Here is a 19,879-nt window from a genome sequence, read left to right on the forward strand (position 1 = left end):
CGACATTTATATTAATTTTTGAAAAATGGCAACTACTGCAGATTTGCGTAACGGATTGGTGATCAATTTCAACCATGATCTCTTTCAGGTAATCGAGTTTCAACACGTGAAGCCTGGAAAAGGAAATGCATTTGTCCGGACCAAGCTGAAAAGCCTTACTTCTGGAAAAGTGCTGGATAACACTTTTTCTTCCGGTGCAGGTATTATTCCTGTTCGCGTTGAAAGACATAAATTTCAGTACTTGTATAAAGATGAGGTTGGCTTCAACTTCATGAATGCGGAAACATTCGACCAGGTTTTGATCGACGAAAAATTGGTAACAAACGCGGATCTGATGAAGGAAGGTCAGGAAGTGGAGATTCTTATTAATACAGAGAACGATACAGCCTTACTTTGCGAATTGCCTCCGTTTGTTGAACTGGAAGTAACTTACTCGGAGCCAGGTTTGAAAGGTGATACAGCCAACTCTCCTAAGAAAGCGATTGAAGTGGAGACGGGCGCACGGATTATGGTACCTTTATTTATTGAAGAAGGCCAGAAGATCAAAGTTGATACCCGCACGTACGATTACGTAGAAAGAGTAAAATCATAACTAGATGGAAACCAGAGAAATTCAAAAACTGATTGACTTCATTGCCCAATCGGGACTTGACGAAGTAAATATTGAGACGGCAGATTTAAAAATAAAGGTAAAGCGCTACGGATCTGCGCCTACGGTGAGTTATTCACCAGCGGCCGCAACTCCGGCTTTGGTAACATCGCCACCAGTACCTACCACAGCTGTAACACAATCGGCTCCTTCTGAGCCAGTTGCAGCGAGCGAAACTGCTTCTTCGAATCTGATTACTATTAAATCCCCGATGATCGGTACGTTCTACCGCGCATCAAGCCCGGATACCCCTGCATTTGCCAGTGTAGGCGACGAGATCAAGCCGGGAAAAGTAGTTTGCGTGATTGAAGCCATGAAACTTTTCAATGAGATCGAATCTGAGATTTCAGGAAAAATTGTAAAAGTGTTGGTAGAAAACGCCACTCCTGTTGAATTTGACCAGCCACTATTTATTGTGGAGCCTGCCTGAGGCAATGGACGTTCTGTAAAACTAGCTTCATTTTATGTTTAAAAAGATACTCATTGCCAACCGGGGCGAAATCGCCTTGCGGGTTATCAGAACCTGCCGTGAAATGGGCATTAAAACTGTGGCCGTTTATTCAACTGCTGACAGGGACAGCCTGCACGTAAGGTTTGCCGACGAGGCAGTTTGCATTGGCCCACCACCGAGCAGACAATCTTATCTAAGTATACAAAATATTATTTCAGCGGCAGAAGTAACCGGTGCGGACGCAATTCACCCGGGTTATGGATTCTTGTCTGAAAATGCTGAATTCTCACAGATCTGCGCAGATTACGGTATCAAGTTTATTGGTGCCACTGCTGCTCAGATCAATGGAATGGGAGATAAAGCGACAGCGAAAGCGACGATGATCCAGGCTGGCGTCCCCGTCGTGCCGGGTTCAGAAGGTTTGCTGGAATCTGTTGAACAAGGTAAAAAATTGGCTGAGGGTATTGGCTATCCTGTAATTGTAAAAGCGACTGCCGGTGGCGGTGGCCGCGGAATGCGGATTATCAACAAGCCCGACGAATTTGAAAAAGCCTGGCATGATGCGCGTACCGAATCGGCGGCGGCATTTGGAAATGATGGTTTATATCTTGAAAAATTCGTTGAAGAGCCGCGCCACATTGAAATCCAGATCATCGGAGATCAGTTCGGTAAGGTTTGTCACCTTTCTGAGCGCGACTGCTCTATTCAGCGCCGCCACCAGAAACTGGTAGAAGAAACGCCTTCACCGATCATTACTCCTGAATTACGGGAGAAAATGGGCGAGGCGGCGATCAAAGGTGCACAGTCAATCGGATACGAAGGCGCGGGAACGATTGAGTTCCTTGTCGACAAACATGGGGATTTCTATTTCATGGAAATGAATACCCGTATCCAGGTTGAGCACCCTATCACAGAGGAAGTTACTGATTTTGACTTGATCAAAGAGCAAATTAAAGTAGCTGCGGGTTATCCTATTTCGGGACAGAACTATACTCCGAAGTTGTTTGCAATGGAATGCCGTATCAATGCGGAAGATCCTTCGAACGGATTCCGGCCTGCACCTGGAAAAATCACTAATCTGCATTTTCCTGGTGGCCACGGAGTAAGGATCGACAGCCACGTTTACAGCGGTTACACCATTCCTCCGAATTACGATTCGATGATTGCAAAGCTGATCGTAAGCGGCCAGTCACGCGAGGAAGTATTGACCAGAATGAAGAGAGCATTGCAGGAATTTGTAATAGAAGGCATCAAAACCACAATTCCTTTCCATATTAAACTAATGGATGATCCCGGTTTCAAATCAGGAAATTTCACCACCAAATACCTCGAAACATTTGACTTTTCGTCTCTTTAAATTGAGGTGTAGATAAGAAAAAGCGGTCTGTCAGAAAATTCTGACAGACCGCTTTTTTTATGTGTTTCTTACTAAATCAAGATAACATTGCAAGCATTTTTTGAGCCGCGTCCATTCCTTCTTTGATTGTCCTGACTGAGGGAGTTCCATGATAGTATCCCGCCAAATGAAGTGTATCGTACGCCTCATTTAAATAAGAAAGCAGGGTCTTATTATACTTTCTGAGCCTGTTTCTATATTCTTCGATACTTCTTGGTTTCGTAAACCTAGCGCCTTCTTTCTTTTTGAGGTATTCATCCACGATCATCAGCGTTGCGCTGTAAGCAGTTCCGGCGGCCATTTGGACATACTTGATATCTCTATACTCACTTCCTTCTTTGCGAGCTTTAGAACTTAAGATCTCCTTCGCATTCGTAAGGTATCTGTCAATTTCAGGATAGGTATTCATGTGTGTGTCCGGCTGATTTACGGTTAGTGAATACTTGCTGATAAATATAACGAAAGCCCCTGAACTAATGCTCATGCGCTTTTCAAAAGGAGTCCTTTAAACAATCTTCGGCATACTACAAAATCTGCAAAACCCCGTATGCGCTGACAGTCAGGATTGATGCTATGCTGATCCAAAAAAAGATATCATATAAAAGCGAGGGTTTCAACGATGCCGGCAGCTCGCGGAAGCGGAATACCAGCGAAACATAAACGATCAGAATCAGTAATATAGAAGTTGCGATACCGCCCAGGATTACCATCATTACAGGTGCCTGGAAAAACAGGAACAGCCCGCACCAGATCATCGGTAATACCCAGGAGAAAATTCCAATGGTTTTGCGCTGATTTTCCGGTGTATCGAATTTCATCCAGCCGATTACCCCGAAAGCGTCTCCCCAAACCCTTGCCCAACTGGCAGTAGCAGTAAAAAGGGTTGAATACAGCACGAAAAAGGCACCTACCAGAAACAGGTTTTTCGCCCAGGGACCAAGTGTTTCGGTGAAAATTTTTGACAAAACCTCAATCATTTCATAACCTTCCGGCACCGTGCCACTGCTATGCAGCACAGCCGCCCCCAGCAGATAAAATGCAGCAGTAACCACAGTATACACAACCATCGACAGTACGGCATCCAGGTACATGACATTAAACCAGCCTTTCGCCCGATTCGCCCATTCCTTGCTCCCGTCATTCGGACCCGAATAGGCTGCGTAACCCTTTTCGATGCACCAATAGTTGTAGTACATAATTTCATCCCCTCCTACTCCCGTAATCCCGAAAGCGCCGAATGCAGCAGCGACCATGCCAGCCGGCAGCGAGAATTCGAGGCCGGTTTTGACTTGCGGCCACTGGATTGCATACTTTGTTCCTTGCAGTAAAAACAGCGAAATAAGTATAACAGCAGTAAAAAGCATGATCATGACGAGCGCGCCTTTCTCGACGGGCCCGTAATTTCCTTTATATACCCAAAGTGAAGTGAGCAAAACAGAAATAATCGCCCAGATATTGACAGAAATTCCCGGCCACGCCATTTTCAATACAATCGCGACACCGCCTACAATGCCGCCTACCTGCAATAACTTTAATCCCTGCAATGAAAGCCAGAGCCAGATGCTCCAATGCGCTTTTCCGAGCTTTGGACCCGGGAGCTGATTGAAATTATGCATCACAAAAGTGCCTGTATAGATCGCATTCTTACCGAATTCCAGCTGCAATGCAACTTTTACAAGACAGCTTAGAATAATGATCCAAAACATCACAAAGCCCGCTTTGGCGCCCAGTGCCGTTGTTGCGATCAGTTCACCGGAGCCGACGATGGCAGCGGACAAAATAAAGCCGGGTCCGAGGTAGCGGAGCCGGCCGAAAAATGTAGTAGGAGGAGTCAGGATTTGGGCCATTGATCAAATGGTTTATTCCAAAAGCCTGAGGTTGATTGCGGTTACTCTAAAATATCTTTGGCAAAAAATTATCAAAGATTTCCCACAGCCTGGTGGATCTGCTTCACGGTATCTACATAATTATCCTCACTCGGAAGCCCAAAAAGGGATTTTTCCTTGATCATCTGTGCTACGTTTTCAGGAACCAGTTTCTCCCAGCCCGGCTCACCCCGTTTAATTTTTTCAAGAACACTGTCGGTTGTAATGTCCATGTGTGCCTTGTTATAATTCCTGATATCCTCGATCTTGTCATTGATCGTCAAATATTGGAAAAGTGGCTGCAAATGAGCTGGTACCACAAAATTGGCACAACTGTAAACCGATCCGTCGGGCTGTAATGTGGGGTAAATAAACAGTTTTACTTTTCGGCTGAAAAGGGTCGCAAAAGATTCCAGAATACCACCCGGGAGGAATTCATAATGCTTTTCTTCAAAAATATCCTGCAAACTCGGACTACCCAGCAACAATCCCGCTTTCAATTTGGTAAGGCGCGAAAGGTAGGCGACGAGGCGATAGTATTCGTGGTGATTAGAGATCATTACCATGTGCCCCAGCGAGCACAGGATATCAACCCTGTCTAAAAAGTCTTTTTCATCAATATCCCTGTCACCTGCTTTCAGATTGTGCAATGTGAGCTCTGAGATCAGTACCACCTTCGATTCGTCTACATCCGGTTCGGCCAAAAATTGCTTTTGCCCATTGCTGATCAGGTCGATATGTACATTAGTAATAGGTCGCAGGCGCCCGCGCATCATCAGAATGTGCTTTTTATACAAAGCTTCCGAAGGCTGCAAAACCCCGCCGTCGCTACCGAACAAAGCCGCGTCCGTAAAACCGTTTTTAACCAGTCGCAGACTCATTAACCTGTTATCCACTTTCGCAAAATCAGGACCGCTAAACCGTACCATATCGATCTCGATACGGTCGACCGTAAGATCGTCCATCAGGGACATTAACAGCGTTTCGGGTGATTTATAATAAAAAAAGCAGCCGTACATGAGGTTGACCCCGATAATACCCAATGCCTGCTGTTGCAAAATATTTTCATCGTCGCGCATTCGGACGTGAACTACCACGTAATTTGTCGGCCCCAGCGGCGTCAGCTGGAATTGTAGTCCGATCCAGCCGTGGGATTCGTTGGTTTTCTGAAAATTGAGGGCGACTACGGTATTGGCAAATGCAAAGAACTGACTATCGCTTCCACGCTTCTCGGAGAGACGCTTTTCTACCAGATTATATTCCCGGTTCAGCATTTTCATTAAGCGCGATTCCACCACATACCTTCCTCCCTCTTCCGTACCGTAAATTGCGTCGCTAAATGTCATATCATAAGCTGACATGGTTTTAGCAACTGTCCCCGATGCTCCTCCTGCTTTAAAAAAATAAGCTGCTGTTTCCTGCCCTGCTCCAATCTCCGCAAAAGAGCCATAAATCCGGCGATCAAGGTTGATTCTGAGCGCCTTTTGTTTTGTACCAAGATTCTTTTCGTACATAACTTAAATTGAATTAGATGAACGGCCTTATATGTAAATATAAAAAAAATACACTTATTAAGTAAGTACATTTCGTTCGTATATACAGTCAGAATGGAAAAGTTCTATAAATTATTGTTAAATACAGACGAATTTGAAACCAAAAACCAGCTTCCGTTTTGATTAGCCTGTTTACTTACGGAACATTAAAAAAAGGATTTGATAATCCCTTCGCTGAGAAATTGGCCGCCGTTTCAAACTATGTCGGCGAAGGATATTTTCATGGGAAACTCTACAAAATCGATTGGTACCCGGGTGCTGTTTACGAGCCGCAAAGTGCAGAGAAAGTGTACGGGGAAATTTTCGAAATCCTGGATCCCGGCATTTTGCAGGAATTGGACGAATATGAAGATGTGCTGGAAGATCAAGCAGCCAGTCTGTATATCCGGCGGGAGATCCCCATTTTTACTGAAAACGAATTGCCCGTGAGTTGCTGGACCTACTTATATAACCAGCCGGTGCATGATTTGCAGCTTATCCAATCAGGGATATTTGAAAATTAACCCCTTACCTTCTCCCCGATTACCCGTAGCCCATCTAATGTTAATTTAGGGTCAATTTCTACAAATTCATCGCGGAGCGTATCGATAATAGAGGACAAGCCGCCCGTCGCTACGGCAATGCATTCGCCACCCAATTCCGCTCGAATACGCTGTAAAAGTGATTTGACCAAACCCTCATAACCTAACAAAATACCTGCCTGAATCGCCTCAGTTGTGTTTTTCCCGATTGCAGTTGTGGGAAGTACCAGCGGGACTTCGGGTAGCTGGGCTGTATTGGCAAACAATGCTTTTACCGCAGTGAGCAAGCCCGGCAAAATCGCCACGCCCAGTACTTTATTGTCTTTGGAAACCGTGGTAAATGTGAGCGCAGTACCGAAATCCACTACCACACAATTTTCTTTGTAACGCGACATTACCGCCACTGCATTTGCGATCAGATCCGCGCCGATCTCGTGAGGATGGTCTATTTGTATTTCCAGTTCCGGGTAAATATCCGGCCCGACTACGATGATATCTTCGCCAAAAAGCGCACGCAGCATTTTCAAAATCGTCGGCGTTAGTGCAGGCACAACACTGCTGAGCACGACCGTTTCCACATCCCCAAACCACAATGCGGCTTCCAGGAAATGCAGCCGTAGCTTCGATTCATAATGCGATTCACTTTCCTGAGGAAGCGACCGCATGCGCCACAAATGCTCCCACGAGCCAAATTGGTAAAGTCCGAAGACCGTATCGGTATTGCCGACATCAACCGCCAACAGCATAGCAAATCATTTACGTACGGTGGCAAATAAAAACATTATTCAAATAAAACTTGATCATTCCCGGGTTTAACATCTGTTTCTTTTTGATAATCTATAATTTTATCAAAAAAACAAGTTTGCCCGAACGCACACATTTACCCGGCGAACCACCTATTTCTTAACAGGCACAAAATATGCTCATTAATACCCGTTTCATAAATATACTGCTCTACATTTCACTCATTTTTACAGCATTAACTGCTCATTCACAAGCTATTCCCGAGTGGCAGGATCCGCAGGTGATCAGTATCAATACGGAGCGACCGCACGCAGATTTCATACCTTATCCCAATGAAAAAACGGCGCTGGCGGGCGACCGGAAAGCAGCGCTGATGCAGTCGCTCAACGGTAACTGGAAATTCAAATGGGCGTCGCACCCTTCCAAAGCGCAGCTCGATTTTTACAATCCCAATATCTCCGACGCAGCCTGGGAAACCATCCCGGTACCTTCCAACTGGCAGGTATTCGGGGCGCGGGAGGGACGCAAATACGACCGGCCGATCTTCTCCAATGTCAAACATCCGTTCAAAGCCATGCCGCCGCGCATTACTGCGGATACGAATGCAGTGGGCATGTATAGAACTACCTTTAATATCACCCCGGAAAACAAGGACAAGCAGCTGTTCCTGCATTTCGGCGGCGTTCAATCTGCCTGTTATGTTTGGTTAAATGGCGTCGCGATCGGTTACCACGAAGATGGCATGACGCCTTTCGAGTTTGATGTGACTGATGATATTAAGCCGGGCTTGAATCACCTCGCAGTTGAGGTAATCAACTGGTCAGATGGAAGTTACCTTGAAGACCAGGATTACTGGCGGCTGTCGGGCATTTTCCGCGATGTTAACCTGCTCATTTTGCCAAAGGTAATGCTCACTGATTATTCGGTGCGAACCATTTTAGACCAAAATCATGAGCATGCGACGCTAAAATTAAATGCGTACGTGAAAAATTACAGCCCGCAGACCATTCACGCGCATCAGGTTCTATTCACACTGTATGATGCCAATAAAACAGTGGTAACTACCCCGGTAAGCCAGATGGTGGGTGCATTGGAAACAGGAAAAGAAGGTGCTGTGCGGGTAGATATTCCGATCACCGCCCCCGTCAAATGGAATGCAGAAACGCCATATTTATACACGCTGACCGTCCAGCTGATGAATTCGGACGGAAAAGTGCTGGAAACTGCAAGTCAGAAAGTCGGGTTCCGGGATGTGAAAATAAAAGGCGGACAGCTGCTGGTTAATGGAAAAGCCATCACGATCAAAGGCGTTAACCGGCACGAATTCGATCCGGAAACTGGCCGGGTGATCAGCCGCGAATCAATGATCAGGGATATTACGCTCATGAAGCAGCATAATATTAATGCGGTACGCACCTCGCATTATCCCAATACGTCTGAATGGTACGAGCTGTGCGATCAATATGGTTTGTACGTGATGGACGAAGCCAATATTGAAAGTCACGAACTGTGGCGGCAGAATGTGATTTTAGCTGACAACCCGCAATGGAAAGCCGCATTTATCGCGCGTGGAAATGCGATGGTGGAGCGGGATAAAAACCATCCTTCCGTCATTATATGGTCGCTGGGAAATGAATCAGGAATGGGGCAAAACTTTACGGCGATGGCAGATTTTATCCGTCTCGCCGATCCTTCCCGCCCTATTCATTATGAAGGACGTGAAGATTACAAACCGACCACACTGAGCAATTTTGACATTATTTCGGTCATGTATCCTTCTACGCAGGATATGATCGAGTTGGTAAAAAAAGATAAAACGCGTCCGCTGATCGTCTGTGAATACGCGCACGGAATGGGCAATAGCATTGGAAATTTACAGGAATACTGGAATGTGATCGAGAAATCGCCCACCATGCAGGGCGGTTTCATCTGGGACTGGGTAGATCAGGGATTACAACTAAAAAGGCCCGACGGTACCACTTACTGGGATTATTTCAACTACATCGACGGCGCCAATGCAGGCGACGGGCTCGTGAACCCCGACAGAACCCCGCAGCCGGAGCTGAACGAAGTCAAAAAGGTATATCAATATGTAAAATTTGAAATGCCGGATACGCTGCGCCCTGGACAAAATCAGATCGCTATCTCAAACAGATTTGATTTCCAGTCTCTGAACGGTTTTGACCTGGTTTGGACTTTGCAGGAAAATGGGAAGACGATCGGGAAAGGCGGCACGATTACCAATCTTAGTATTGCAGCCGGCCAGAAACAGCAATTGAATATCCCCTACGAACTTCCGTCAGGCCAGAAACCGAATGCAGAATACTTTTTAAACCTGAGTATCCGGCTGAAAGACGCTACTGCCTGGGCGCCGAAAGGGCATGAAATCGCGTGGCACCAGGTTCCGGTTGTTCGTCCGGCGCAGGCTTTGCCGAATCTGAGCTTATACAATACAAAACCACTCCGGGTTGTGCAGCTGAGTTCCGGTCGCGTGCAGATTAGTGGCGACGATTTTTCAGTAACTTTTGATAAATCGGCAGGCAGGATTATTTCTTTTAAAAACAAAAAAGAAGAAATGATGGACTTAGGCGCGCACCCGAATTTCTGGCGCGTCCCGACTGATAATGACGAAGGCGGAGGAGCAGAAAGTTACGCGTCAAGCTGGCGGGCGGCAGGAATGGACACGCTCGAAATTACTTCTTCCGACATTAAAACGCAGCGACTGACCGCCCAGGCTTACCGAATTACCTTATCTCAAACTTTGAAGAGCCTAAAAGGTGAAATGGCTGTGCAGTCGGTTTACATTGTTTATTCTTCGGGCGATATTCATGTGCAGAACTCATTCACACCTTCTGGCGAGTGGCCTCCGCTGGCGAAAGTGGGCATGCAGTTTCAAATGCCTGCAACTTTTACCAAAACACAATGGTACGGAAACGGCCCGCACGAGACTTACGCCGACCGGAAAACGAGCGGAAAAATCGGAATTTATGCCGGAACTGTCGCTGATCAGCATTTTCCTTACATTACTCCGCAGGAGAATGGAAATAAAACGGACGTTCGCTGGGCTTCGGTTACCAATGCGGAGGGAACTGGCATTTTAGCCGCCAGCGATTCGGCTTTTAACTTTAACGTACACGACTATACGGACAAAGATCTGCTCGCTGCAAAACAGCGCGCGGCAACGCTCGTGCGCGGCGCAACGGTAGTTAATATTGACCTCGCACAAATGGGACTCGGCGGGGACGATAGCTGGTCGCCCAGGGTACACGAGGCTTACCTGCTCCCCGCGAAAACATATGCGTACAGTTTTAGGCTGAAAGCGATCGATAACACTTCCAATATCGAGCAGATACTCAGTTCGCAGCTTCCTTTTGTGAAAAAGACAACGGGCAATACCAATGCGGCTGATACCGAGGACGATATCAGCGCAGATACAGAAGTGGAAGAAGAGGTAGTAGCAGCTCCGCCCGTGAGGAGGCCGGTCGTTAAAAAGGCGCCCGCGAAGAAGAAGAAATCCTCCCGTCGCAGGCGGCGCAGATAGTTACTTTCTGATAGTCAGCACGTAATCCGCCTTCACCTGGATAACCTGCGCAATTTTAACAAAAACCACTTGCGGAACCTCGATATTGTGGTCCGTCAGCGGGACTTCAAAATTGGAGCTGAGTGTAATTTTCTCACCCTCTACTTTTAGTTTTCCTTTTAATGTACGCTCTTTGGTTACGCCGTGGACTGTAAATTTCCCTTTCGCTGAAACGTCGTATTGTCCGTCTTTGGAGAAATCCGGCGCATTATCCATTTTCCCGCTGAATGTAGCCGTGGGATATTTGTCCGACTCGATGTAATTTTCATTGAAATGCTCCTGCATCAATTTGTTTGGGAATACAAACTCCCTCATATTCATCCGGATAGCAATTTCTCCATTCGCACTATTCAATATCACCTGCGACTTTTTGTTCTCCGCATTGATATTTTCCAAAGGCGTTTCCGATGAAAAACGGGTAACGCCGGAAGTCGTCGAAAACTTGTTTCCCTGGGCCAAAACCTGCACAAAAGACAAAGTAGTAGCGAGCATGGTGACGAGCACCAGGCGAACAAAATATAGTTTCATAGTCTGTTATTGTTCTATTGATTTCGGCCTTTTATTCTTTTTATCAAAACTGAAAGTCCGGGAAATATTAAAACCGTAGTGAATATCCCCTTTTCCCCAGGTTCCGGCAGTTTCTCCGATAAATTGCTTTTCGATCATACCCAAAGAATTGGTGAAATGCAGCTGAAAAACGTGCCCGCCGGTTTCAATATCAACACCGAAAGACATGGAATCATAATACGGAGCTGTCGGCGTATTCTTTTCTCTGGCGGTATAAAAGTATTCTCCATTCAGCGAAACGCGTTTCGAGAGCTTGTACCGGCCGCCTATTCCGACTGCAAGGAGCAATTTTTCATCTCCACGCGTTTCCGGTCTGTTTCTGAAAAGGTAAGTCGGCGACAGTTGCAGCGAAAGGCGCTCGCCAAATTTGCGGGCAATCAGCACCTGTGCCGAATAATAGAGCTTATCCTGAAATTCAAGCTCCTTATTGACCGTCGCGACGCCCGTTCCGCCAAAAAGTGTAACAGAAACAGGAATTGACCCTGCGCCACTGCTCTGTTTCAGCACCTTATATTTACCGAAAAAATCATAAACCTTCTGAGAAGTACTTCGCCCCACTCCTACCATCAGATCATCGGTAACACCATATTCAAACCCCATTCGCATCGTAGCCTGGTCGAGGCCGAAAAACTGGTAAGCGCCTGAGTTCAGTCTGCCGAAACGGTGAGAAATCCGAAAATCCAGGTGTTTCTTCTTCATCGTTTCCACCGAATGTCCGTTGACAACACGCGTCGATTTGAAGGTAGCAGTCACCGGAACGCGCCCGGAACTGTCCTGCTGCGAAAGTTCATTCAATAAATCATCCTGCGCATAAAGGTTTGTTGTACAAACCATTAGCGCTGCGAAGCGGAGCCATTTCATAAAAATAGGTTGATTATGCGGTTACTGTCAGCGTATTTCCGTCGGCAGACAAAGCGGTTTTGTAAACTTTCAATGCAGATGTGGCTGGCCCTTGTTCTACTGCGCCGGTGGTTGAAAACTCAGAAAGGTGATTTGGACATTGAAAGTCATTCTGCGCAATGCGGTACCGTACGTTCGTCCCCTCGTGGGTACACCTTCTTGCCAAAGCCACGTGGCTTCCTCCGCTGGTGAGTGCTACGATGGTATCTCCGATAATTTCAAAACCGCCGGCCGTTTTCAAAGTAGCGACTTTGCTAAGGTCCACTGTGAAATTGATGGAGTTACCTGTCACCGTTCCTGAAATCCCGCTTGCATTTTCATTCGGGTCCACCGGCTCGGGCTCGTTGTCGCTGGAACCGCAGGCCGTCATCGTGGTGCCCAGGCAGTAGAATGCCATTAAAGTGGACGTACTTAGTCCCAGGCTTTTCAGGAACTCGCCTCTTTTCATTTTTTCTTGGTTCGTAGTCTCCATGGTGAGTTGTTAAAAATTAGCGGTTATAATTATTCGGTATCGGTAATGCAATACTTATCTGAACGCGGGTGTGTAGCGCAGCGACAGCCAGAAACCCATGGTAACCAGGTTCACTTTTCCGTAGCCAACCCTTTTTAATGGTATCCGCGCGTATGGTTCGCCCAGGAGGGAGAGTTTGTCTGAAATCCGGTATTCGTATCCAGCTGAGGCATTGAGGTGGCTCAGCAGAAACCAGCCTGATGTTCCCTCCCAGCTCGGGTACTTAATCTTCGGGTCGTCGGGATATTTGTAATTGTACTTATACTTTTCATTGAGCATATAGTAGGACGAAATGCCTGACCCTATGAAAAACCTCGATCTCTGACCTGAAACAATATCATATCTAAGATTAAGTGGAATTTCCAGCACTTTACAAATACCGTCAACGCTTTCTGGTTTGGGATCGTAGCCCCATTTTCCAGGTAAAATATAACTTCCTGCTTCGGCGAAGTAATCTTTCCGGCTCCACACTGCGCCGGTTTGGACAAACAGGCGCGGCAATACCGACAGCTCGGCCAGCAATGAAACTGCGGTTCCGGGTTTGGTAAAATTCTTCATTTCTACCGTACTCAGATCAGGCGAATATCCAAATCGCACGGCCCATTTGGCTTGCGGCACTTCTTCTTTTTTAGCCTCAGGTTCAGGTATATTATCAGGTTGTACGGAATCAATTTCCGGTTCTACTCCTTTGTTTTTCCAGCTTAGTGGCCGGTTCGCAAGCATTGCCGCCGGTATAGCTAACCTATCTGGTTCCGGATTAACACTGGTAGTAGCATTCTGCCCCGAGTTCGCCAGTTCATCCGTCGTATTCCGACCGTTATTCGACCCACTTTCAGATAAAATAAGAGCCCCGTCGCCTCCTTCCGTCTTTGAGCGGTTAGGCTCTAAGTACACTCCGCCTGCCTTAGATCGGCTCCGGGGCAATAATGGTCTGCTTTCTACGCCAGCAGTTTTGTATCCTGATTTTGGAAAAGGTTTACTAAAATCCCTTTTGTTTGCTTTTACTAATTTTTTGTTCGCTAGTTTTTCAGTCTGCGATTTAAGAGCGATTTCTCGTTTTTCTGTCGCCGGCAACTGAACTTCAACCTCCGTTTGTGCCTGATCGTTAGCTTTCTGTTTACCTGCCGGACTCGTTTTCTCTGTATCGTCACTGACGGTACCAGCTTCTCCTCTTTCCGCTTTCAATTGTTCCGGCTTTGGACTTAGCTCCCCAACTTTCGCTTCCCCATTTTGTAGAGTGTTGTCACTTTTCCACAAATACGTCGCATAACCAATTGGAATCAGCAATAATAACAATCCCAGCGGCCACCATTTTTTAAACCACGCTGCGCCTTTGCCGTCGTGCTGGTCCAGCTGCTTTTTCAGACTGTTCCAATCTTCCGGATCATATTGGGGATCAAGCTCTTCCGATGACTTTCTGAAGAGCTTGTCCAGTTCGTCATCTGGCAACTCTATCATAATCGTCAATATTGATTTTGGATAACATTTCTCTCAATTTTTCTCTTGCACGCGACAAATTCGATTTTGACGCCCCAACCGAAATATTCAGCTGGTCTGCAATTTCTTCGTGTGTATAGCCGTCAATAACCGATAAACTAAAAACCAGCCGGTAAGAGGGTGTCAATTTTTGGATCAGACTCAGCAATTCTTCGTGAGATAGTTTGCTGATAACTGTTTCATCTACGGACACATTCTCCGCAATTTCCACACTTTCAAATACATCTCGACGGATCTCCTGACGGTAATGGTCGAGGGCTGTATTAATTACGATCCGGCTCAACCACGTCTTAAATGATCGCTCTGTATCAAAACTTTCCAGCTTCGTGAAAACCTTCAAAAACGCGTCGTTAAGTATCTCCTTGGCCTCTTCCCGGCTCCGTGTATAGCGTAAACAAATACTTATGGCATAGCCGTAGAACTGTTTGTACAACAGCTCTTGGCTACGGCGGTTTCTCTTTAAACAGCCGGCGAGTAGTTCATGAAGAACGGCGGAGTCATACCCGGGCATGCTATTTGCTTTTTCTTCCCATTACGGCCATTTCTTTTTCAGGGTTGCTTACGAAGTTGAAAAATTTTTCAATTCTTTGTAACTGATTAATAATCTTACAGTTACAACTTAGGATTATCAGTAAGCCTACAACATACTATTGACGTTAAACCGCCTTTTTGGGGCAAAAAGCTATGTACACCTATCCTATCAGTGAATCTCACGCGGCTCCCGCGCGGCACAAAGAGCTCGATGCCCTCCGGGGCCTGGCCGCGATCAGCATCGTCATCTTTCATTTTACCATCAACAATAGCGGCAAGCTGCTGGGCTGGGAATTTAGCTATGGCGTTACGGCCGTGGATATATTCTTTATGATCAGCGGTTTCGTGATCTTTCAATCCATAGGAAATATAAAGAACTGGCAGGACTTTGTCGTGAAACGTTTCGCCAGACTTTACCCGGCATTCTGGTATTGCATGCTGATCACCGCATTTGTAGCAGTTTTAATGGAACCGCACGCCGTAAATCCGTCGCGAATACTGGCCAATGCGACCATGGCAGCGGCTTATTTTGGCATGGAAGATCTCGATGGTTCCTACTGGACATTGCTGGTTGAGTTGATATTTTATTTGTGGATCCTGGCCATATTTGTTTCGAACCGACTCAATTTCATAGAACAGATCGGTGCCGTTTGCGTTTTGCTGATCGTCGTTTTTCATGCAATGCGACCTTTCTATCCAGAGTTTTATCAATTTTTAATCAGAAAAGTCCAGCTGCTTAACCATTTCCCACTCTTCTTTTCGGGGATTCTTTTTTATCAGATCAAATGCGGCCGGCACATTCTTAGAAACATCATACTGCTGCTCCCGACTTTGCTCGCCTCATTTTACCTGCATGATAAAGGCGGCACTTCGCAATATCATATTTCCTTCATCGGACACTGTATAGCAATCACATTGTTCCACGCCGTTTTTGTCCTTTTTATTTTTGGTAAACTTAAATTTCTGGCGGTTAAGCCCCTTTTAATGCTTGGGAATATCTCCTATTGTCTGTATTTGATCCACCAGTATGTTGGGCTTCAGATCATCACCAAGCTCACTGCCGACTTTGGCGTCAACATTTACCTGGCTATTATTTTTACCATCACACTCTGCATTTGCACAGCTACGCTTATCACGCGCTATATCGAGATTCCCGGTTACCATCTGATCAAAAACTGGTATAGCAGTCTGCGGGGCAACATTTTTCATCAGCCCGATAACGATCTCGCTATTCATTAAGGGCTACCGCAGGTGTATTATCCGGCACCACATCCTTGATTTTTTAGCTATTTTTGCAGCCTGATACCATGTGCGTATCAGGGCAGTTTCGACTGCAATGCACTATTTCGATCCATAATGGCTAAAACTGAGAATGCCGATCCTGCCAAATCTCCATTTGCTATAAGAAAAATTAGCTGGAAAGGTCTGAAAACCACCATAAGTCTCTTCAAATACCTCCGTCCCTATCGCGTTACATTTTTTATAGGGCTTATATTCCTTGCACTTTCCACCGCCACTTCGCTCGCATTTCCCAAGCTGGTAGGCAGTATGATCGAGGTGATCGAGGGAAAATCGAAATACACGATCAACCAGATTACGCTCTTTCTTTTTGTAGTACTAATTGGTCAGGCTGCCCTTTCCTATTTCAGGATATACCTCTTTACCAAGGTGAGTGAAATGGCGATGACGAATATTCGCCTCGACGTTTTCAGCAAGATTATCACATTGCCGATTACATTTCTGGAACAACGCCGCGTAGGCGAGCTGACCAGTCGCATTACGGCCGACGTATCTCAGTTGCAGGGTTTACTTTCATTTACCCTCGCTGAGATATTCCGCCAGCTTGCCACGCTGATTGTCGGTATGTTCATCCTGTTTTATACTTCGTGGAAACTCACATTATTCATGCTCGCCACATTTCCGGTGCTGGTTGTGGCCTCGGTATTCTTCGGGCGGCACATGCGGCGGCTGGCCAGAAAGGCGCAGGATGAACTTGCGGCAGCGAATGTAGTTGTCGAAGAAACGCTGCAATCTATTCAGGTGGTAAAGGCTTTTACGAATGAACCTCTGGAAGTGGGCCGCTATCATACCATCCTCAATCGGGTCGTCGACCTTTCATTGCATGCAGCCACGTTTCGCGGCGGCTTCGCTTCCTTTATCATTTTCGCATTGTTCGGTGGAATTGTGGGGGTAGTCTGGTATGGAGCTGGCTTGGTACAATCCGGCGAGTTCGGCCTGTCAGACCTTTTCACATTTATATTATACACCACATTCATCGGCGCGTCAATCGGCGGTATGGGCGATTTGTACGCGCAGGTGAACAAAACGATCGGAGCTTCTGAAAGGATATTTGAGATATTGGAAGAAGAACCCGAAATATCTGTCGAAGAGGCCAGATCCGCAGCAGCGGGCATTGTTGACGGTCATATTGTTTACGACAATGTACATTTTTCATATCCTTCCCGTCCCGATCTTCCGGTATTGAAAGGTATATCTTTTGAAATCAACGCTGGTGAAAAAATTGCGCTGGTAGGATACAGCGGCGCCGGGAAATCTACTATTATTCAACTGCTAATGCGGTTCTACGATCACAGGTCGGGCGACATTCTGGTTGATGGAAAACCCGTTTCTGAATATGGAATCTCTGAATTGCGAAAAAATATGGCGATCGTTCCGCAGGAGGTAATGCTTTTCGGCGGCACGATCTACGAAAATATTGCCTACGGAAAACCGACTGCTTCCCGCGAACAGATTTACGACGCAGCAAGGAGGGCGCACGCGCTGGATTTCATCGAATCCTTTCCGGAAAAATTCGAGACCGTTGTGGGAGAAAGGGGTATTAAACTGTCGGGCGGCCAGCGGCAGCGCATTGCGATCGCGCGGGCTATTCTGAAAGATCCGAAAATACTGATCCTGGATGAAGCTACCAGCTCGCTGGACGCAGAATCCGAAAAACTGGTACAGATCGCGTTGGACGAACTGATGAAAGGCCGCACCACGATCGTGATCGCGCACAGGCTGGCGACGATCCGGAAAGTAGATATGATATATGTAATTCGCGAAGGCCAGATCGCCGAGTCGGGCAGTCACCAGCAACTGTCACTCCTCGACAACGGTCTTTACGCCAACCTCATCAAATTGCAGTTTGAAACTGCCGAAAGCAATTAATGTAACCCGCCATTTTGAAAACTTCCTCCCAAATTTTCTTTGAAAAAGAGCTGGCAGACGCACAAGTCGCTGAAAAGTCCACGCAGGAAACATCAAATTTCCTCTCCATTGCGCGCCTGGCGACGTTTGTAGTGATCCTGCTGCTGGCCTGGCTCTGGAACCAGAGCGGCCAGGCAGTGTTGGGAATAGCTATCGCGATCTTGCTGGTGACCTTTTTAGTATTAATGCGAAAACATCAGCAGGTAAAGCGCAGACGCAATTTTTTAAAGAATATCCAGGACATTAACGAAGATGAAATCGCACGTCTGCAACTCCGGTTCAAACGGGCGGATACTGGCTTGCATTTTGTTGAAAAAGAGCACGCATATGTATCCGATCTTGATATTTTCGGAGATTATTCCCTTTACAAACTGCTCAACCGAACCCGCACTTCAGAAGGAAGCAGGCGGCTTGCCAACTGGCTGAAAAATCACGCAACTCCGGCGGAAGTACTTGAAAGACAGCAGGCCGCGGCGGATTTCAAGGCATATCCACAATTAATCCAGACCTGGGAAGCAACTGCATTATTGCACGAACACGCCGCTTCACAAATTACCTCGTTCCGCGCGTGGAGCAATGAAACCCTGGATGCGAAGTTGACCAACCTGCTGAAATGGCGCTGGTTTCCCCTGATTACACTGGCAGTGCTTGCGCTGATCATTGCCAAAATTATTCCGGTGTGGGCTATTTTTATCTGTCTGGCTGTTCATGCCGTGATATTGAAAAGTTTTCAGGGAACAATCCAGGGGATCACAAGCAGAACTACTACGCTGGGGCGAACTCTGGTTGCCTACGCCGGGCTGCTGGACAATGCAGAGTCGGCACCGTATGCCGCCAGCTGGTGGGCGCAGCGAAAAGCATTGATTGCAGGTTCTTCAAAATCGCTGCATAAGGCGGGCGGTTTATTTGAAATGCTGGACTACCGGAACAATCCGTTTTTCGCGATTTTTGTGGGTATACCAACGCTCTGGGATATTCACTGCCTGGCCGGACTTGAAAGCTGGAAGGAGATTAATCAATCGAAATTATCGCACTGGCTCGACGTGCTGGCAGACACCGAAGCAATGAACAGCCTCGCCGGACACGCATTCGCTAACCCCGAATATGTGGTCCCTGCGGTCTTGGATCAGCAACAGGTTTTTATTAAAACAACAACAATGGGCCACCCGCTGATCCCGGCTGAAAAACGCGTAAGTAACGATTTTTCACTGGACGGAACGGGCTCGACCATGCTGGTAACCGGCTCTAATATGTCGGGAAAAAGTACTTTTCTGCGCACGATCGGTCTTAACCTTGTTTTGGCGCAAATGGGTTCGGTGGTAAGTGCCGCCAACTTTACCTGCGCGCCCGTGCGGGTATTCAGCAGTATGAGGACTCAGGATTCGCTTGAAGAAAGCACTTCTTCATTTTATGCTGAGCTAAAAAGGCTGAAACTTTTGCTGGAACTGGCTTCTGAAAATGCTTCCACACCCGTTTTTTATCTTTTGGATGAAATATTAAAAGGTACTAACTCGGCCGACCGGCACAGGGGAGCAGAAGCTCTGATCCGACAGCTGCATAACAAGAACGCGTCGGGGCTGGTGTCCACCCACGATCTGGAACTCGGGCAATGGGGAGAAACAGAAAACTACGTTCATAATTTCCATTTCAGGTCGGATGTGGAAGAGGGGCGCCTGCATTTCGATTACCAGTTGCATGAGGGAATTTGCAAGAGCTTCAACGCCTCGGAACTGATGCAGATGATGGGTATTGAAATCGACCTGCCGGAGAAAAATACCGCTGATTTGGACTAAGCGGGCATTTTTATCCTAATCGAAGTATTTACGTAACTTTACTGATTACATTTACGTTTCTAATGCTGGGAAAAGCAGCAGCTTTTCAATTTGTCTATTCGAATTACTAATAAC

The 19,879-nt window shown here is 46.6% G+C and carries 17 protein-coding genes; 8 read left to right on the top strand and 9 right to left on the bottom strand.

The genetic code is table 11. The annotated features are described in order from the left end of the window. Positions 1-25 precede the first annotated feature (25 nt). The 3 genes from efp to accC are packed head-to-tail and all read left to right on the top strand — an operon-like array spanning position 26 to position 2,457. A complete protein-coding gene (efp, locus tag KOD92_RS17635) occupies positions 26-592 on the top strand; it encodes an elongation factor P (protein WP_215234915.1) in 567 nt (188 codons plus the stop codon). A gap of 4 nt (positions 593-596) precedes the next feature. Beyond that, positions 597-1,079 carry an acetyl-CoA carboxylase biotin carboxyl carrier protein gene (gene accB / locus KOD92_RS17640; protein ID WP_215234916.1) on the top strand — a complete coding sequence of 161 codons (483 nt, stop codon included), beginning with the start codon at positions 597-599 and terminating at the stop codon, positions 1,077-1,079. Positions 1,080-1,113: 34 nt separating this feature from the next. Next, complete coding sequence (gene accC / locus KOD92_RS17645; RefSeq protein WP_215234917.1) at positions 1,114-2,457, top strand: acetyl-CoA carboxylase biotin carboxylase subunit; 1,344 nt, start codon at positions 1,114-1,116, stop codon at positions 2,455-2,457. A gap of 76 nt (positions 2,458-2,533) precedes the next feature. Here the strand turns inward: accC and KOD92_RS17650 are convergent, their stop codons facing one another. From KOD92_RS17650 to KOD92_RS17660, 3 genes are all read right to left on the bottom strand, one after another. Next, complete coding sequence (locus KOD92_RS17650; RefSeq protein ID WP_229254730.1) at positions 2,534-2,980, bottom strand: DUF5618 family protein; 447 nt, start codon at positions 2,978-2,980, stop codon at positions 2,534-2,536. 40 nt (positions 2,981-3,020) lie between these two features. Beyond that, positions 3,021-4,343 carry an Nramp family divalent metal transporter gene (locus KOD92_RS17655; RefSeq protein WP_215234918.1) on the bottom strand — a complete coding sequence of 441 codons (1,323 nt, stop codon included), beginning with the start codon at positions 4,341-4,343 and terminating at the stop codon, positions 3,021-3,023. A gap of 71 nt (positions 4,344-4,414) precedes the next feature. Further along, the gene (locus KOD92_RS17660) at positions 4,415-5,875 is read right to left on the bottom strand and encodes a TonB-dependent receptor (protein ID WP_215234919.1); all 1,461 of its coding nucleotides are present in this window, start codon (positions 5,873-5,875) and stop codon (positions 4,415-4,417) included. 158 nt (positions 5,876-6,033) lie between these two features. Between KOD92_RS17660 and KOD92_RS17665 the strand changes: the two genes are divergently transcribed. Beyond that, positions 6,034-6,417, top strand: a complete 384-nt coding sequence (locus KOD92_RS17665) for a gamma-glutamylcyclotransferase family protein (RefSeq protein WP_215234920.1) — start codon at positions 6,034-6,036, stop codon at positions 6,415-6,417. Here KOD92_RS17665 and KOD92_RS17670 read toward each other — a convergent pair. Then, positions 6,414-7,181, bottom strand: coding sequence for a type III pantothenate kinase (locus tag KOD92_RS17670; RefSeq protein ID WP_215234921.1), 768 nt, complete (start codon positions 7,179-7,181; stop codon positions 6,414-6,416). The two genes, KOD92_RS17665 and KOD92_RS17670, sit on opposite strands and share 4 nt — an antisense overlap. Positions 7,182-7,354: 173 nt before the next feature. Here KOD92_RS17670 and KOD92_RS17675 point away from each other — a divergent pair, with 173 nt between their 5' ends. After that, positions 7,355-10,720 (top strand): glycoside hydrolase family 2 TIM barrel-domain containing protein, encoded by a 3,366-nt coding sequence (locus tag KOD92_RS17675; protein WP_215234922.1) that lies wholly within the window; start codon positions 7,355-7,357, stop codon positions 10,718-10,720. Here the strand turns inward: KOD92_RS17675 and KOD92_RS17680 are convergent, their stop codons facing one another. Genes KOD92_RS17680 through KOD92_RS17700 form a run of 5 tightly spaced genes read right to left on the bottom strand, consistent with a single transcriptional unit; the run spans position 10,721 to position 14,745 of the window. Beyond that, on the bottom strand, positions 10,721-11,287 hold the full coding sequence (locus KOD92_RS17680) for a YceI family protein (protein ID WP_229254731.1): 567 nt from the start codon (positions 11,285-11,287) through the stop codon (positions 10,721-10,723). Between the two features lie 6 nt (positions 11,288-11,293). Further along, complete coding sequence (locus KOD92_RS17685; RefSeq protein WP_215234923.1) at positions 11,294-12,187, bottom strand: DUF5777 family beta-barrel protein; 894 nt, start codon at positions 12,185-12,187, stop codon at positions 11,294-11,296. 13 nt (positions 12,188-12,200) lie between these two features. Then, entirely contained in the window at positions 12,201-12,698 is a 498-nt protein-coding gene (locus tag KOD92_RS17690; RefSeq protein ID WP_215234924.1) for a QcrA and Rieske domain-containing protein, read from the bottom strand. 54 nt (positions 12,699-12,752) lie between these two features. Then, complete coding sequence (locus KOD92_RS17695; protein WP_215234925.1) at positions 12,753-14,195, bottom strand: hypothetical protein; 1,443 nt, start codon at positions 14,193-14,195, stop codon at positions 12,753-12,755. Beyond that, on the bottom strand, positions 14,176-14,745 hold the full coding sequence (locus KOD92_RS17700; protein ID WP_215234926.1) for an RNA polymerase sigma factor: 570 nt from the start codon (positions 14,743-14,745) through the stop codon (positions 14,176-14,178). The genes KOD92_RS17695 and KOD92_RS17700 overlap by 20 nt, the downstream gene beginning before the upstream one ends. A 173-nt stretch (positions 14,746-14,918) precedes the next feature. On the opposite strand from KOD92_RS17700, the gene KOD92_RS17705 reads away from it, so the two are divergent. The 3 genes from KOD92_RS17705 (at position 14,919) to KOD92_RS17715 (ending at position 19,765) form a co-directional block, all read left to right on the top strand. Continuing rightward, positions 14,919-16,004 carry an acyltransferase family protein gene (locus KOD92_RS17705; RefSeq protein ID WP_215234927.1) on the top strand — a complete coding sequence of 362 codons (1,086 nt, stop codon included), beginning with the start codon at positions 14,919-14,921 and terminating at the stop codon, positions 16,002-16,004. A gap of 117 nt (positions 16,005-16,121) precedes the next feature. Then, on the top strand, positions 16,122-17,933 hold the full coding sequence (locus tag KOD92_RS17710; RefSeq protein ID WP_215234928.1) for an ABC transporter ATP-binding protein: 1,812 nt from the start codon (positions 16,122-16,124) through the stop codon (positions 17,931-17,933). A gap of 14 nt (positions 17,934-17,947) precedes the next feature. Next, positions 17,948-19,765, top strand: a complete 1,818-nt coding sequence (locus KOD92_RS17715) for a MutS-related protein (RefSeq protein WP_229254732.1) — start codon at positions 17,948-17,950, stop codon at positions 19,763-19,765. The last annotated feature ends 114 nt before the right edge of the window (positions 19,766-19,879 follow it).

The sequence above is a fragment of the Dyadobacter linearis genome, from assembly GCF_907165045.1.
GTDB classification, from domain to species: Bacteria; Bacteroidota; Bacteroidia; order Cytophagales; family Spirosomataceae; genus Dyadobacter; species Dyadobacter linearis.